This is a genomic window from Rhizobium sp. RHZ01 (assembly GCF_014851595.1).
Taxonomy (GTDB): domain Bacteria; phylum Pseudomonadota; class Alphaproteobacteria; order Rhizobiales; family Rhizobiaceae; genus Rhizobium; species Rhizobium altiplani.
Genome location: NZ_JACUZZ010000016.1, coordinates 83,733 through 97,810, shown reverse-complemented (window position 1 = coordinate 97,810; position 14,078 = coordinate 83,733). Strand labels below are relative to the sequence as shown.

The following is a 14,078-nucleotide window of genomic DNA, read 5'->3' as shown; positions in this document are numbered from 1 at the left end:
ACCGTCGCGGTACCACTTGGTTTCGCTCACCACAGCTTCAGCCTGTCGGATGACGAGCCGTGCGCCCGTGGTTCACGCTATTTTTGTGGCTGTTAGCCTCCCTCACGAGCCAGAACCGACCAATGCTGCATCTCTCCGCCTGACAGCGAGTTCTTCACGATCGACGATTTAGCTGAGCCATTTCGTTCCATCCTCATCTGCCGCATCGAGGATAAATTCTTAAGTCAGCAATTGTTAGAGGTTGTATCTAGGTAAATATACCGATGCGGGCATTCGTCGTCAGCGCCACCTTCGCTCCCGACGACCTGTAACATTATTCTAACTTCAGAGATTGCAAGCTTGTTTGCTTCCCAGCGATTGAGAACCGCAGTTAATTTGGCATTGCCCGCCATCCTGATTTGGGTCGCTCTTCAGATTCTATCTACAATAGTATTGATATTTTTCCATATAGACAAAGTTGAGAGCAACATTGCTTCCTACGCCCAAAGCCTTGAGCGTCTGGCAGTTAGTCGGAACAGCCAGAACTTTGGCTTCATGCAATCACTTACGATGGTAGCGGACGCTCCACGTAGCCGTTCTATCGCGTCTTTTACGAATCTCGCGGAGAACCTCCACGCCCGGTACCCGCAAATATCTGGCATAGCGTGGTACGAAATGGAGCCGGACGAGAAGGTGCGACTGAAACCTATCGTGCAAGTGCCCACCGAGGGGGAGAGCTCGATACTGAAATCTGCAAAGCTGTTTGAGGCCTTAGCAGGCCACCATGGTCAGGTTCAAGTTGTTGTTGATAGTACATTAGAGAACAAATACTACCTCGTCGAGCACGTCCGTAACTACAAAAATCATTTCTCCATCATAATCACGATCGATTCTCGAGAAATGCTCAAGCCATCTTTAGTCGATAATTGCCCAAAGGTTACCTGGACGTCGGGCGAGTTGACTTTATTCTCCAATGTATCCACGAAAAAGAACAACTCGTTTATACTTTCAACAATAGAACGCCGTATTGAGGTTTATATCGGCGATATATATCAAAAACCAAACGACAATTTCTTGAAAACGAGCATCAATGTTGAAAAACCAATCGCCCTGGACGCGATTTTCGACAACAGCATGCTGTACGTCTTCTCCACATTCTCCATACTTATAGCGGGCCTGTCTTCATATGCTCTCCACCAAGGACAGGTCACGCGGCGCCTGCGAGAGGCCGAGCGCCTCGCGAAAGCGAATATTAACCGCCTCGAACTGGAAAAGCGGCACGAACATGCGTCGCGAGTCTACGCGATTGGGGAAATGGCGGCAGCAATTGCTCACGAGCTGATTCAGCCACTGACAGCTATTCTCATCAACAGCCAAACTGGTGTGAAGCTGATGAATGCCATGTCGACACCCCAGGCGAACGTGACGAGCATTCTTTCCTCGAACGTGAAAGACGCGCAGAGAGCGAGCGAAATCATCAGGAATGTTCGAAGCTTCGTAAGCCCGAAGCCAACAGACACAGCCTGCACCGACATAGTTGCGGCGATACGTGAGGTTGTCACCCTCATGGAAGCTCTGTTCGTAGAGTGTGGTTTCGAAATCGCACTCGATTTCGACGAGGGACCGCTGCTTTGCAAAATCGGCAGAGTTGAATTTGAACAGGTCGTTTACAATCTCGTTCGCAATGCGTTGGAGGTGGGCGAGCATCTTGACGCCAAAGACCGGATTGTCGCGATCAGCGCTCGGCGCACTGACGATCGTATTTCTATCCGAGTACGGGATCGGGGACCTGGTATCGAGGAGAAAATGCTGCAGAGCCTCTTTGTCCCATTTTCGACGACTAAAGTATCGGGTATGGGTTTGGGCCTTTCACTTTCTCGCCGTATCATAGAACGCGCTGGAGGGGAGCTTTCTGGCCAGAACCATCAAGGTCGGGGAGCGATCTTCGAGATAGTGTTGCCAAAGGCGCCGCGCGTGATAGCGTCGTCAAACCGGCGGCAGCAGGTTACAGCCGACGAGGCTCGATGTCACCGCGAGACAAAGCAGTCCTAAAGGCGTTGATGTTGCCGTCGCTAGAAGGCGACCAAAGCGCCCACGGTTGTCCTGCTGAAATCGAGTATCGGATGGCGCAGCAAGCTCATGGAATGGGCGAAGAAACGGGGGATTGCATTGAGCCGCATCCAAACCGGGCAAGCCGAAGCAGAATGCCTATGTCGAACGCTATAACCGAACCGTCCGACATGAATGGCTCGACCAACACATCATCGAAGGCATTGAGGGGGCACCGAAATTTGCCACGCAGTGGCTAACAACCTACAACAACGAACGGCCCAGTATGGGCATCGGCGGCATCAAGCCCGCACAGAACTGAAATGGCCGCGTGAATTCTACCGCGGAGCTCCGTTGAAAACGAGCGGATTACCACTCGGCGCGGCCGAGAAAACAGCCAATCTCGTAGGGATTTAGTCTGCGTCGGTGTCGCGGGCCGCGCTCGTCGAAGTCATCGATCGGATGCTGGAGCTTGGCCCGTCTATCGCCGATACCCTTTCAAAATCGAGTCCGATGTGGCTGAGAAGAAATGCCATGTGTTTTCCTCGATCCGTTGACCGATCGAGGTTGATCAGAAAGGTTCGGGGCTAGGCCGGCGCATGCCGGGCTGGCAATGTTTCCCGGGCGGGAACGAAATTCATCGAGGCCGCGGGGGGGCGTGGCGATCCCAAAGAACGGCGGCCCTAAAAATCTCCGCACTCTGTCCACGATTATACGCTTTCGTAAGATTGTGCCTTTCTACGAAGGCCCTATCGCGCTAGCCGAACCACTGAAAGCTAGTTGAAAGCTTCGAGCGGCTACCAACGAGCTGCATCGTGGAGGAAGCACTTGTATCGTGATGACAGGCGATGCGTAACTCATACTGGAGGAGACCTTAATGCGTTCGTCACGCAGTCTTTTTAATAGCATCGCTGTTTCCGCAATGATCGCCGCCGCGTCGTTTGGTGCATCCACGGCCCGCGCCGCTGACAAGATCACCATCATGGTTGGCGGTTACGAGAAGCAAATCTACCTGCCCGCAAAGCTCGCCGAGTCCCTCGGATACTTCAAGGATGAAGGCCTGGACGTCGAGCTTCTGAATGAAGCCGCAGGCGTCGACGCCGAGAACCAATTGCTAGCCGGTGCCGTCCAGGGCGTTGTTGGTTTCTACGACCACTGTGTCGACCTTCAGGCCAAGGGAAAGTTCGTCGAGTCCATCGTCCAGTTCAGCCAGGCACCAGGCGAAGTTGAGCTCGTCTCCACGAAGCAACCGGACATCAAGTCGCCGGCAGACTTCAAAGGTAAGAGCCTTGGCGTAACGGGCCTTGGCTCGTCCACCAATTTCTTGACCCTCTACATGGCCTCGAAGGCTGGGTTGCGGCCCGGCGACGTCGTCACCATCCCCGTAGGCGCAGGCGCGACATTCATCGCCGCCATGCAGCAGGATCAGATCCAGGGTGGGATGACGACCGAGCCGACGATCTCGCGCATGTTGAAGACAGGAGAAGCAACTGTCCTCGTCGACATGCGAACCGTCGAGGCGACGCGACAGGCGCTTGGCGGCACCTATCCGGCGGCATCGTTCTACGTCGAAACCTCCTGGGCGGATGCTCACAAGGACGAGGCCCAGAAGCTGGCCAATGCGTTCGTGAAGACACTCCGCTACATCAACACGCACTCGGCGGCCGAGATCGCTGAAAAGATGCCTAAGGACTTCTACGTCGGCGACAAGGACGGGTACGTCAAGGCACTCGACCAGGGCAAGGGAATGTTCACGCCAGACGGCGTGATGCCGGAAGACGGCCCCAAGACAGTCCTGGCGGTCCTTTCGGAATTCTCGAAGAACGTCAAAGGCAAGCAGATCGACTTGTCAAAGACTTACACGACTGAGTTCGTAAAGAACGTAAAGTAAGTCACGTTGCGCCACTTCCGTCCAGTCGGAAGTGGCTCCCACCCTGGGCATCGCGTGTGCGCCCCCAAAACCACGCACAGGTATCACCATGAATCAGGACAACAAGCAGATCCCCGCGATCGAGCTGATCAATGTCAGCCGTCGCTTTGTTTCCCCGACCGGAAAGTCATTGACGGCACTGCGCGATTTCAACATGACGGTTGGCCGCGGAGAGTTCGTTGCGGTCGTCGGCCCAACGGGTTGCGGCAAGTCGACCACTCTCAATCTGGTCACAGGTCTTGCGAAGCCTAGTGCAGGTGAAGTTCGCTTGATGGGCGGCCCAATCAACGGCATAGACCCTCGTGTTGGCTTCGTGTTCCAGACCGACGCTCTCTTCCCCTGGAAGAACGTCCTCGACAACGTCATGTCCGGTCCGCTCTTCCGTGGCAAGTCGCGGGCTGAAGCCGAGAAAGGCGCAAAGGATTGGCTCGCGCGCGTCGGGCTATCCAAATTCAGCCATCACTATCCCCATCAGCTATCCGGAGGGATGCGCAAGCGCGTTTCGCTCGCGCAGACGTTCATCAACGAACCTGAAATCCTGCTAATGGACGAGCCGTTCTCGGCCTTGGACGTCCAGACCCGCACTGTAATGCACGAAGAACTCCTGAAGCTTTGGGCGGACCGCAAGGCGTCGGTCATTTTCGTCACCCACGACCTCGAAGAGGCCGTCGCGCTCGCCGACAAGGTTTACGTGCTGACCGCAGGTCCGGCGACCGTAAAGTCGGTTTACACGATCGACCTGCCCCGCCCGCGCGTTGTGTCTGAGATCCGTTATGACCAGACCTTCATCGACTACTGCAAGACGATCTGGGACGACCTGCGGCAAGAGGTCGAGACCAGCTATAGGCGCGCAAGCGAAGCAGCCTAAGGGAGGAAATCAGACATGGCATACACGACTTTCGAGGCCCGAACCGCGCCAGTCTTCTCTGCCGGCACCTCTGATGCCGAAATTGAAGCCACTGCGCTGAAAGCCATAAAGCGCCGGAAGAACCTCGTTCTCTTCTGGCAGGTATTTATCCTGGTAGCTGTCGTCGGCATGTGGGAGCTCTCCTCCAACATGCACTGGATAGATCCGTTCTTCTATTCCAGCCCCAGCGAGGTGATGCAGCGGCTTTACGAATGGGCGACGCAGGGAACCACCGAAGGCTCGCTCTGGTACAATCTCTGGGTCACAATGGAAGAAGCCCTGATCGGGTTCTTCGCGGGATCGATCACCGGCGTATTCGTCGGCATCGGCCTTGGCCGCAACAAGTTCCTGTCGGACATTTTCTCGGTCTACATCAAGGCGATCAACTCGATCCCGCGTGTTGTTCTCGCGCCGATATTCATCATGATCATGGGCCTTGGGCTACCGTCCAAGGTTGCCCTCGCCTTCATCATGGTGTTCTTCGTGGTGTTCGCCAACGCCTTCCAGGGCGTCCGCGAGGCAGACCGCAACATGATTGCCAATGCTCGCATCCTGGGAGCATCTGACTGGCAAGTAACGCGCACAGTCGTGATTCCTTCCGCCATGAGCTGGATCTTCGCCAGCCTGCACGTATCCTTCGGCTTCGCGATTATCGGTGCGATTGTTGGCGAGTTCGTCGGAGCTCGGTTCGGCATCGGCCAGCTGATTTCAATCGCAAAAGGAACATTCGACGCTGCTGGAATGTATGCCGCGATCCTGCTTGTGATGGTCGTTACGCTTTTCGCCGAATTCATCATGACGTTGATCGAAAACAGGCTCGCGAAATGGCGTCCGCAACAGCACATCGACACGCAATAAGCAGCTAGTCCTCCCAAGGACCATGGGGCTGGGTTCGTAGGGCCCGGCCTCATCTATTTCTTGCGTCAACCGCAATAACCTGTTGATTTAAAGCAATAGATGCCGATCATCTGACACCTGTAAACGCCTAGAAATTTCTCCTTCGCAGAGAGTCGTCGTTCAAATTCGGTGTCAGGCGACACCATGTCTGAAGAACCAAAGCTACGAGGTCTCCGACCCGCCCACTGATCCAGCGCAGCAACTGGGGCAGCATCTTTCGTCGCGGCAGCCAGCCCCTTGTAAGACCCTTTCTAATGCAACCCTGCGCAAGGGCCACCTGCTGACGTAGACACTCGTAGTGTGTCGTCGCTTACCGTCAACGCAGCGCCACCATTGAAAACCAGGATGGTCCGATGTTTACCTATGCGTGTTAGTCAGCTGCGCAGACCCAAAGATGGATCCGGTCCATTGCTTTATCGACAAAATGCCCGTATATGTTGTGCAGTCGGTGATTAACGTGGGCAATACCTCCCATCCCATGCACCGACCGTTCCCCTCTGGAGGTTTCAAACCTCCACACCTTGGGCCTCGACTATCGATGGCCCTATTTTTTTGGTGCTAGCCAACCATCTGTTGCGACAGTCCGGCCCCCGGGTGGCTGAAACGCCTTCAACTTGACGACCTTGCCCTGTCAGCCTGGTCTCCTGCGAGGCTGAGCATGTTGGGGCCTGCTAACACGCTCAGTGTTTGGCTCTTGCAGGCAGCCGAACGGTTACCACCAGTCCGCCACCCTTGGCGCCATCCAGCCAAACGGTTCCACCGGCACCCGTCGCCACCTCAAGAACGATGGCTAACCCCAAGCCGCTTCCCTCCCCTTCGGTGCCGATAATGCGATAGAAGCGCTCGAGGACGTGCTCGCGCTCCATTGGGTGAATTCCCGGCCCGTTGTCCTCGACACGAAGCACGGCTGTCCCATTTTGTCGCGTTACGGCCACAGTGACCCGGCCAGGCGCAGGAGTGTAGCGGATGGCGTTGTCAACGAGGTTTACCAGCATCTCCCGCAACATGGTGCCGTCGCCCTCAACGTCGACGGAACCATTTTCCTCCAGCCCAATGTCGATGCCACGGCGAAGCGCTTCCTCGGCTTGCGTGCCGAGTACCTCCCTTGCAACGGCGACGAGATCGACGACGTCTGTCCGTGGCCGTCTGCTTCCAGGCTCTGCACGGGACAGGGTCAGGAGCTGACTGGCAAGCCGCGATATCTGGTGCGTGCTGTTGCGAAGCGCCTGTAAGGCCTCATCGCGGCGCTCTGTATTTTTCTCCCTTGCCGCAACGCTGGCCTGCGTTGAAATGAGTGCAAGGGGCGTGCGGAGTTGATGTGCTGCGTTCGAGACAAATCGCCGTTGAGCGGCCATTTGGTTTTGGACCCGCTCCATATGGTCGTTGAGCGCGAGAACCAGTGGGCGCAGCTCGGATTGCACCATCGTCGGTGACAAAGGGTCGAGCCGATCTCGACCTCTCTCACGAACCGCATCGCGCAATCTAAGCAGGGGAGCGAGCCCACGCTGGAGACCAATAATCGTGACAACGCCCGCGAGGAGCACGAGGACGACCTGCTTCGTGAAGTCCGAGAACCATAGACGGCGCCGCAACGCGTACTGAGCGTTGTGGGTGACCGCAACCGTCACGGCGATTTCGCCGTCTTTGGGGAGCCCAACAACCGGGTGGTTCAGCGTGAGCGCTCGTACCCCGGCGTTACGAAAGGCACGATCCTGCCCTACCCGCTCGACGGTCGGCAACGGTAGTTCGGGGAAGCCCGCGACGAGATTTCCCCAGGCCGTGATGACTTGATAGAAGACCTGGTCACCATAGCCGGTGTCGAACATTTCGATTGCCGCAGGCGGGATATCGACCTCAACTGTACCTCCTGCGTCAACGCGAACCGCTTCCGCGATGACGCGGGCCGAGGCAAGCAACGTATGGTCTGTAACAAGCTTCGACGCGGCGTCTGCGGTTCGGAAGCTGTCGTAAAGATTGAAACAGATCGCGCCGAAGAGCGTCAGGATCACCCACGCAAGCAGTTGCGCTCGCAGGCTTTCGCGAAGCCGCCCGAAAACAGACCGCGGATAGTTGTACCAGGCCAGCCGCATATCACTGTGCTTCTCGGAGCAGATAGCCTAGACCACGCAACGTCGCGATCTGCGCTGAGCTTCTCTCAAGCTTCTTGCGCAGACGGTGAACATAAATCTCGATTGCAGTCGGGTCGGCCTCGTCATCGAAACCGAATACGCTTTCGGACAGCGTGGCCTTTGACACCGTGGTCCCCACCTTCATAACCAAGTATTCCAGCACCGCGTGTTCGCGCGGAGTAAGGGCTAGCGGTTCACCGCCGATGAAGAACTGACGCGTTGAGCCAGCAAATCTCAGATCGCCCACCATGATTTCGGGCGCGGCCCTGTCTTGTCCGCGTCGTACGACCGCTCTGATCCTGGCTTCCAGTTCCGCGATTTCGAAGGGCTTCGCGAGGTAGTCGTCCGCGCCGCCATCAAGCCCGGCTACCCGACCGTCAAGGCTGGCATTGGCCGTCAGAATAATCACGGGCACCTTCTCGCCATTTTGGCGGATGCGTTTCAACAGCGTCATGCCATCGATCTTGGGAAGGGAGAGGTCAAGAATGACGACCGAATAGGTCGCGACCTTGAGCATCAACTCGGCATCTTCGCCGTCGAAGGCGATGTCCACTGCATACTGGGCTTGCCGAAGCGCCTTACCGAGCCAATCGGCAAGTTCCTTATTGTCTTCAACGATCAGGATTTTCATAGTCTGTCCCTAGCACATGCGAGCCGTCTATTGAATGCGAGAGAGCCTCAATACAAACGCCATGTGTGCGAGATAGCTCGATATGGCCATCGATTGTCGGCAGCGGTTACGACAGGCTTTCGAGCGAACCCGCCAGAACTCCCGGATTAACACGCCGCGCCGTATAGGCCGGGCGTTCACCGCGGCCAGCCGACTTTCAGCTTGTCGGCAATCCGGGCTTCGACAATCAGCAATGCCATGAAGAGAATGATCGCCAAGAGCCAGCCAAGCAAGGCATCAGACGCGTAGTGCGAACCCACTGCGACACGTAAACCTGCCATTGTCAACGAGCCTGCGACCAATGGCGGTCCAACCCACAGGCGAATACGGGACGGCAGCAGGAAGAGAAGACAGAGCAGCCACCCTGCCCCGGAGGCTTCGCCCGAGACAAAAGAACAGTTTTTCGCACACTCACCAACGAACGTCCCGGCTGCTTCAAAATCGAAGGGGCCGCCGAAAAGACTTGTCTGTACAGGCCGAGGTCTACCCGAATAGGCTTTCAGAAACCCGTTTACAATTAATCCCGGCCCCAAGCAAAGGCTTATGATCGCAACCACCAGCCTGCCCATCGGAATGCGTTTGCGGATTTCCGTTGAAAGAACGCCACTCGCGCCGACCACGACAATCAGCGCTGCCGCTGCGAATGGAAGCACGTACAGTATCTGCCTTACGTGTTCGACGACCTGCAGTCGACGAAGTGGGAAGTACCCGCAGACAAAATCGGGAAGAGCTGCCTCACATAGTGGGCCGGCGAAGAAGAACGAGGACACCTCGACGTCGAGGGAAGGATGGAGATAGAACGCGGCCAGCAAGGCGAACCATGCGACGATCAATGCGAGTACTGCCGTGGCCGAAGGGGCTGGCGTATAGGACGACTGGCTCACGTGCGCCATAAGAAAATCTCAACGAATGAAGCCTGAGGCTGTTCCATATTCATCATAGCCTGACAAACACCTGAACCGGTAATCGGACTGACGATGAGCTTTTGCGACAGTTAACGGGTTGCTTCTGTCGGCTCGCTCGAGCTTTGGGACAGCGTCATATAGATCACGATTGCGACGATCAGCCCGAGGAAGAGCACGCTGGTATAGATCGTTCCGAAGCCCATCCCGCCGTACTCAAGTGGTTGTGACAGCAGATCACCCAAAGAGGCACCCAACGGGCGGGTAAATATGTAGGCAAGCCAGAACGCCACGATTGAATTAAGGCCCGCGAGGGCATAGGCCGCAGTAATAACGCAGATGACCACCATAAAGAGGAGGGCTGTCGTCAGGTAGCCGAAGTCAAACGTTTCCGCGATCAGGTCCCCCGCTGCCGTGCCCAGTGCAAATGTGAAGAGGATAGCCAACCAATAGAACGCCTCGCGTCGCGTCGTATAGATCGTGTGGATCGACAGTGTGCGTTCGAACGCAAACCAGACGGCGAACGTCACAGCGAGTGCGATTGAAAATCCAATTGTGGTTGCCTCGAGCGGAACCCCGAAATTATCAACCAGATTGTCCGTGATCAGTGTACCGACAACACTGATCAGCACAACCGCCGCCCAGTAACTTGCAGGCACATAGCGTCTCTGTGCGAATTGAATTGCCACGACCGCGACGAGAACCGCTGTCATGATGACCGACGTCACCGTCAGGCCTAGACCGAGGTTGACTGCGAGATAGTCCGCTGCCGTTTCGCCCATCGTCACAGCCATGAGTTTGATCAACCAGAAATCAATTGTGACCTCGGGGACCCGGTTTACGGGGGCGGTCTGTGCCAGCGCTTTCATCTGCCCGCTCCTTTACTTGCCCATGATCTTCATTGCTTCGGCAAGGAACTTGTCCGAGCGGGTGTCATCGTCGGCATTGCAGCGTTCAACGGCTTTCGTTTCGAGGTCGTTGACCTTTTGCACGTCTGCGTCACTGAGCTTCGCCCCGGCCTTGGCAGCGCGCATGTCCTTCAGCATTTCTTCACAGGGAACGGCCGAATGCGCAGGAATGGAGAGAGCGAGGAAGCCAAGCGCAGCGAACCCGTTGAGAACAGCGGCGGCAACAATCGTTTTCATGATGAGTGTCCTTTGAGGATTTCTCCGCTGCCCAGAGCGGCAGTAGCGGGACACTATGCGTCGTCGTATACAGGCGCCTTGCCACAACCATACGGTTTCGTAAGGTCGCGAGATCGGTTACGTTTCGGATCCGTGTGCTTTCCGAAAGATCGGCGAAAAGCCAGTGGTTCAGATAACGGTCAGGAAACTATGGCACGCGAATCTGATGCGGATTTTAGTTATCGAAGACGATCGCAAGACAGCTGACTTCCTTGCCAAGGGCTTCGGAGAGGCGGGACATGTTTGCGATGTCATGAAGGATGGGCGAGACGGCCTCTTCCAAGCACAACGGGAAGAGTACGATGTCGTCATCGTTGACCGCATGCTTCCGGGATTGGACGGTTTGTCGATCGTCCGGTCACTGCGCGCTGCCAGGGTCAGCACCCCTGCCCTGTTTCTAACGTCGGTCGGCGGCGTGGATGATCGGGTCGAAGGGCTCGACGCGGGCGGCGACGACTATCTGGTGAAGCCGTTCGCCTTCTCGGAGTTGCTCGCAAGGGTCAATGCGCTCCTGCGACGCCCTCCCGTGCAAGAGCAAAAGACGGTCCTAAAGGTGGCCGACCTTGAACTCGACCTGATCCGACGGCAGGCAAGGCGCGCTGGACAGGCAATCGAGCTTCAACCAAGGGAATTCACACTGCTCGAAGTCCTGATGCGAGGAGAAGGTCGCGTGCTTACGAAGACCATGCTGCTCGAGAAGGTCTGGGATTTCCACTTCGATCCCAAAACCAGCGTCGTTGAAACGCACATCAGCCGCCTTCGCGCCAAAATCGACAAGCCGTTTCAAGCGCAGTTGCTGCACACGGTCCGTCATACCGGATATAGCCTGCATGCGCCTAACTAACCTCAGACGAAGTACGCCGTTTCGCCTGGCGCTATCGTTCGCGCTGCTGTTCATCCTGACAGTCGTAGCAACTGGTGGCATCATGTATCACCTGCTCCGCAACGGCCTCAACGCCCAGCTCGACACCGCGCTGAACGACACGTTCCAGGTCGTTTCCTCGACCTATGCGCCTGACGACATTGAGGACTTGGTCACCACCCTCGATAGCTATGCTAATCTCAAACCGGCTGACGACGGCGTCTACTCCTTGATTGATGGGTCCGGGAAGAAACTGGCTGGCAATTTCAAGGCGCCGATACTTCCGGAGGGCGTCTTTACCGTGACATCGGCCGATCTCGGCTTGAAGGGTAGCACCGTCTACCGGCTGCAGGGAGCCAAACTGGGCCAGAATACGCTCGTTGTCGGCAGGAGCTTCGCGCAGATGGACTCCATGCTGAGGACGGTGCTCGTCAGCCTGATCTGGGCTGCGGTCCTCGCTGTCCTTGCGGCGGTCGGCGGAGGCATATTCCTTGCAAGCCGGGCACAAAAGCGCCTGGATGGCGTTGCCCGGACGATGCTGGAAGTGTCAAATGGGCAGCTGGAAAGCCGGATACCGCTGCGAAACGCAGATGATGATCTCGACCACGTCTTCAAGCAGATCAATGACGCACTCGTTCGGCTTGCAGGACTGGTCGAAGGTATGCGCCAGGTTAGCGCGGACATCGCACACGAACTGAAGACACCACTCAACCGCCTGCGGCTGACCCTGGAGGAGGCACGCCAAGCACACGGCGAACAAGATGACGTCGCGAGGTTTCTCGACGAGGCGCATGACGAGTGCGATCAGATAAACGCGACGTTTGAAGCGCTGTTGCGTATTTCACAGATTGAAGCAGGCGCGCGCCGCCTGAGCTTCAGCTTGGTAGGGCTCGGCGAACTCCTTGATCTCGTGGAGGACGTCTACACCGATGTCGCGCAGGACAATCACCAACGGCTGATCGTCGAGCCGTCCCGAGAGACATATATCAATGGAGACCGCGAACTGCTGGTTCAAATGGTCGTAAATCTGGTTGAGAACGCCATTGCGCATTGCCCTCCGGACACCGTTATCAACGTTTCCCTGCGGCGCGATGGCCCGATCGCGGTCATCACGGTAGCCGACACTGGTCCCGGTATACCCGCCCCTGAGCGCGACAAGGTATTCCGACGGCTCTACCGCCTCGACAAAAGCCGGACGAGGCCGGGAAGCGGTCTCGGACTAAGCCTTGTGAAGGCGATAGCCGATCTGCACGGGGCGCGGATCGAGATTGGGGATAATAGTCCTGGCGTCAAGATTTCGGTGCAGCTTCCAGCACTCTAGTCCCTGTCCTTCAGGCCTCCGTCAGCTTCGGCTGGCATTTGGCCGTGAGTAGTCAAAACCTGCGGAACATTGATGTCAAAACGTACTTCGGTGATTTTCGCTTGCCTGATTGCTGTGGGAACGGCGGTCGGTTGCTATCCGCTTTATCTTCAACTTTCCGGCAATTTCCACACAGTGATTGAAGGGCAATTGTATCGCTCGGCTCAACCAACTCCCCGGCAACTTGAGAGGTATGTCTCCAGCCACGATATCAAATCGATCATCAATTTGCGTGCGAGTGGCGACAAGGGAACATGGTATTCCGCGGAACTCGCGACCGCGGGCAAACTTGGCGTCGAGCATGTTGACTGCCCGATGTCAGCCTCCCAGGTTCTCACACCTGAGCAGGCCGACCGTCTTGTGGCGCTCATGGCAAGCCTTCCGAAGCCTATCCTGATTCACTGCCAGGCAGGTGCAGATCGTACGGGACTTCCTTCAGCACTGTACGTCAGTCGGATAGCTGGGCGCGACGAAGAAGCCGCCGAGCGGCAGCTATCTTACTATTTTGGCCATGTGGGTATCCCTCGTCTTTCGGCAGCATATGCCATGGATAAGAGCTAGGAAAATCTGGAAGTTCATTTCGGGCTAAGGGGTTAGGCTGGATTTTTCGGCCGACTCGCCAATCCATCCGTCTTGCACAGTACGACGGGGTGCCGTCCTCGAAGATCGGCGAACTCTGCCCCGACGGTGGCCATCTCTGAGGACTAGAAGTCGAAAGGCTTTTGGCCGGTCGAAACACGGTCGCCTGTCGTGGCACCCGCCATCGCTTCCGAGAGACTCCGTTCGCATCGAGATGACGCCCACCAACCGCCTGCCCCATATAACCGTTTCAGGAACGTCACGGGACGCATATTCTCTATTTCAATACGAGCGATGATTGGAACCCCGGTGGCGCCACGCTGGTAGTCGGCGGCAAGAAGATCGAAGCTATGAATCCCGATTTCGCGGATTTCGAGACCAGCGCTGCAGCTTGCATCACCGACAACCACAGCTTTCTCTTCAAGAACACGTCGTCGGCCTGGCCCGGAGCTACAGCACTTACCTTTCCCGACGACAGCTACCGCCGCCTCTCCAGCATCATTTTTGAAATGCCTAGACGCTCCGCGGGGCGCAAGCTGGTCGATCGTGCACGCGCGCTGTTCAAGCTATCAGACTAGTAGCACCACACTAGGCACTTACACGTTCCTCCGCATTCCGGCTGACCGAAGC

Annotated in this window: 14 protein-coding genes and 1 pseudogene; 9 read left to right on the top strand and 6 right to left on the bottom strand. The window is 56.6% G+C overall.

Annotated elements, in window-relative coordinates:
• The first annotated feature begins 339 nt into the window (after positions 1-339).
• Both IB248_RS17725 and IB248_RS17720 read left to right on the top strand, forming a co-directional pair.
• Complete coding sequence (locus tag IB248_RS17725; RefSeq protein ID WP_192241414.1) at positions 340-2,031, top strand: ATP-binding protein; 1,692 nt, start codon at positions 340-342, stop codon at positions 2,029-2,031.
• 81 nt (positions 2,032-2,112) lie between these two features.
• Positions 2,113-2,350, top strand: a pseudogene (locus IB248_RS17720) (transposase); the annotation flags it as partial.
• A 91-nt stretch (positions 2,351-2,441) separates the two neighbouring features.
• On the opposite strand, the gene IB248_RS32385 reads toward IB248_RS17720, so the two are convergent.
• Positions 2,442-2,564 (bottom strand): hypothetical protein, encoded by a 123-nt coding sequence (locus IB248_RS32385; RefSeq protein WP_348648608.1) that lies wholly within the window; start codon positions 2,562-2,564, stop codon positions 2,442-2,444.
• A gap of 341 nt (positions 2,565-2,905) precedes the next feature.
• On the opposite strand from IB248_RS32385, the gene IB248_RS17715 reads away from it, so the two are divergent.
• The 3 genes from IB248_RS17715 to IB248_RS17705 all read left to right on the top strand — a co-directional run bounded on the left by IB248_RS17715 (position 2,906) and on the right by IB248_RS17705 (position 5,723).
• Positions 2,906-3,919 carry an ABC transporter substrate-binding protein gene (locus tag IB248_RS17715; RefSeq protein ID WP_192241413.1) on the top strand — a complete coding sequence of 338 codons (1,014 nt, stop codon included), beginning with the start codon at positions 2,906-2,908 and terminating at the stop codon, positions 3,917-3,919.
• Between the two features lie 88 nt (positions 3,920-4,007).
• Complete coding sequence (locus IB248_RS17710) at positions 4,008-4,826, top strand: ABC transporter ATP-binding protein (RefSeq protein ID WP_192241412.1); 819 nt, start codon at positions 4,008-4,010, stop codon at positions 4,824-4,826.
• A 15-nt stretch (positions 4,827-4,841) separates the two neighbouring features.
• Positions 4,842-5,723, top strand: a complete 882-nt coding sequence (locus IB248_RS17705) for an ABC transporter permease (protein ID WP_192241411.1) — start codon at positions 4,842-4,844, stop codon at positions 5,721-5,723.
• Between the two features lie 719 nt (positions 5,724-6,442).
• Here IB248_RS17705 and IB248_RS17700 read toward each other — a convergent pair.
• The 5 genes from IB248_RS17700 to IB248_RS17680 form a co-directional block, all read right to left on the bottom strand.
• Positions 6,443-7,852, bottom strand: a complete 1,410-nt coding sequence (locus IB248_RS17700; protein WP_192241410.1) for a sensor histidine kinase — start codon at positions 7,850-7,852, stop codon at positions 6,443-6,445.
• Between the two features lies 1 nt (position 7,853).
• Positions 7,854-8,522, bottom strand: a complete 669-nt coding sequence (locus IB248_RS17695) for a response regulator (RefSeq protein ID WP_192241409.1) — start codon at positions 8,520-8,522, stop codon at positions 7,854-7,856.
• 176 nt (positions 8,523-8,698) lie between these two features.
• Entirely contained in the window at positions 8,699-9,394 is a 696-nt protein-coding gene (locus IB248_RS17690) for a phosphatase PAP2 family protein (protein WP_246779267.1), read from the bottom strand.
• A 161-nt stretch (positions 9,395-9,555) separates the two neighbouring features.
• On the bottom strand, positions 9,556-10,332 hold the full coding sequence (locus tag IB248_RS17685) for a hypothetical protein (protein WP_192241407.1): 777 nt from the start codon (positions 10,330-10,332) through the stop codon (positions 9,556-9,558).
• A gap of 12 nt (positions 10,333-10,344) precedes the next feature.
• Positions 10,345-10,608, bottom strand: coding sequence for a hypothetical protein (locus tag IB248_RS17680; RefSeq protein ID WP_192241406.1), 264 nt, complete (start codon positions 10,606-10,608; stop codon positions 10,345-10,347).
• 205 nt (positions 10,609-10,813) lie between these two features.
• Between IB248_RS17680 and IB248_RS17675 the strand changes: the two genes are divergently transcribed.
• The 4 genes from IB248_RS17675 (at position 10,814) to IB248_RS17660 (ending at position 14,026) form a co-directional block, all read left to right on the top strand.
• Positions 10,814-11,491: a winged helix-turn-helix domain-containing protein gene (locus IB248_RS17675; RefSeq protein ID WP_018859085.1), complete on the top strand. Its 678-nt coding sequence runs from the start codon at positions 10,814-10,816 to the stop codon at positions 11,489-11,491.
• Positions 11,478-12,830, top strand: coding sequence for a HAMP domain-containing sensor histidine kinase (locus IB248_RS17670; RefSeq protein WP_192241405.1), 1,353 nt, complete (start codon positions 11,478-11,480; stop codon positions 12,828-12,830). Before IB248_RS17675 ends, IB248_RS17670 begins: the two co-directional genes overlap by 14 nt.
• A 72-nt stretch (positions 12,831-12,902) precedes the next feature.
• Positions 12,903-13,430, top strand: coding sequence for a dual specificity protein phosphatase family protein (locus IB248_RS17665; RefSeq protein ID WP_192241404.1), 528 nt, complete (start codon positions 12,903-12,905; stop codon positions 13,428-13,430).
• Between the two features lie 368 nt (positions 13,431-13,798).
• Positions 13,799-14,026: a hypothetical protein gene (locus tag IB248_RS17660; RefSeq protein ID WP_192241403.1), complete on the top strand. Its 228-nt coding sequence runs from the start codon at positions 13,799-13,801 to the stop codon at positions 14,024-14,026.
• Positions 14,027-14,078 lie beyond the last annotated feature (52 nt).

What these genes read in the sequence shown, in the direction of transcription:
- IB248_RS17670 (WP_192241405.1), top strand. Translation starts at nt 11,478, where the DNA reads ATGCGCCTAACTAACCTCAGACGAAGTACGCCGTTTCGCCTGGCGCTA.
- IB248_RS17675 (WP_018859085.1), top strand. Translation starts at nt 10,814, where the DNA reads ATGCGGATTTTAGTTATCGAAGACGATCGCAAGACAGCTGACTTCCTT.
- IB248_RS32385 (WP_348648608.1), bottom strand. Translation starts at nt 2,564, where the DNA reads ATGGCATTTCTTCTCAGCCACATCGGACTCGATTTTGAAAGGGTATCG.
- IB248_RS17695 (WP_192241409.1), bottom strand. Translation starts at nt 8,522, where the DNA reads ATGAAAATCCTGATCGTTGAAGACAATAAGGAACTTGCCGATTGGCTC.
- IB248_RS17680 (WP_192241406.1), bottom strand. Translation starts at nt 10,608, where the DNA reads ATGAAAACGATTGTTGCCGCCGCTGTTCTCAACGGGTTCGCTGCGCTT.
- IB248_RS17665 (WP_192241404.1), top strand. Translation starts at nt 12,903, where the DNA reads ATGTCAAAACGTACTTCGGTGATTTTCGCTTGCCTGATTGCTGTGGGA.
- IB248_RS17710 (WP_192241412.1), top strand. Translation starts at nt 4,008, where the DNA reads ATGAATCAGGACAACAAGCAGATCCCCGCGATCGAGCTGATCAATGTC.
- IB248_RS17715 (WP_192241413.1), top strand. Translation starts at nt 2,906, where the DNA reads ATGCGTTCGTCACGCAGTCTTTTTAATAGCATCGCTGTTTCCGCAATG.
- IB248_RS17685 (WP_192241407.1), bottom strand. Translation starts at nt 10,332, where the DNA reads ATGAAAGCGCTGGCACAGACCGCCCCCGTAAACCGGGTCCCCGAGGTC.
- IB248_RS17705 (WP_192241411.1), top strand. Translation starts at nt 4,842, where the DNA reads ATGGCATACACGACTTTCGAGGCCCGAACCGCGCCAGTCTTCTCTGCC.
- IB248_RS17660 (WP_192241403.1), top strand. Translation starts at nt 13,799, where the DNA reads ATGAATCCCGATTTCGCGGATTTCGAGACCAGCGCTGCAGCTTGCATC.
- IB248_RS17700 (WP_192241410.1), bottom strand. Translation starts at nt 7,852, where the DNA reads ATGCGGCTGGCCTGGTACAACTATCCGCGGTCTGTTTTCGGGCGGCTT.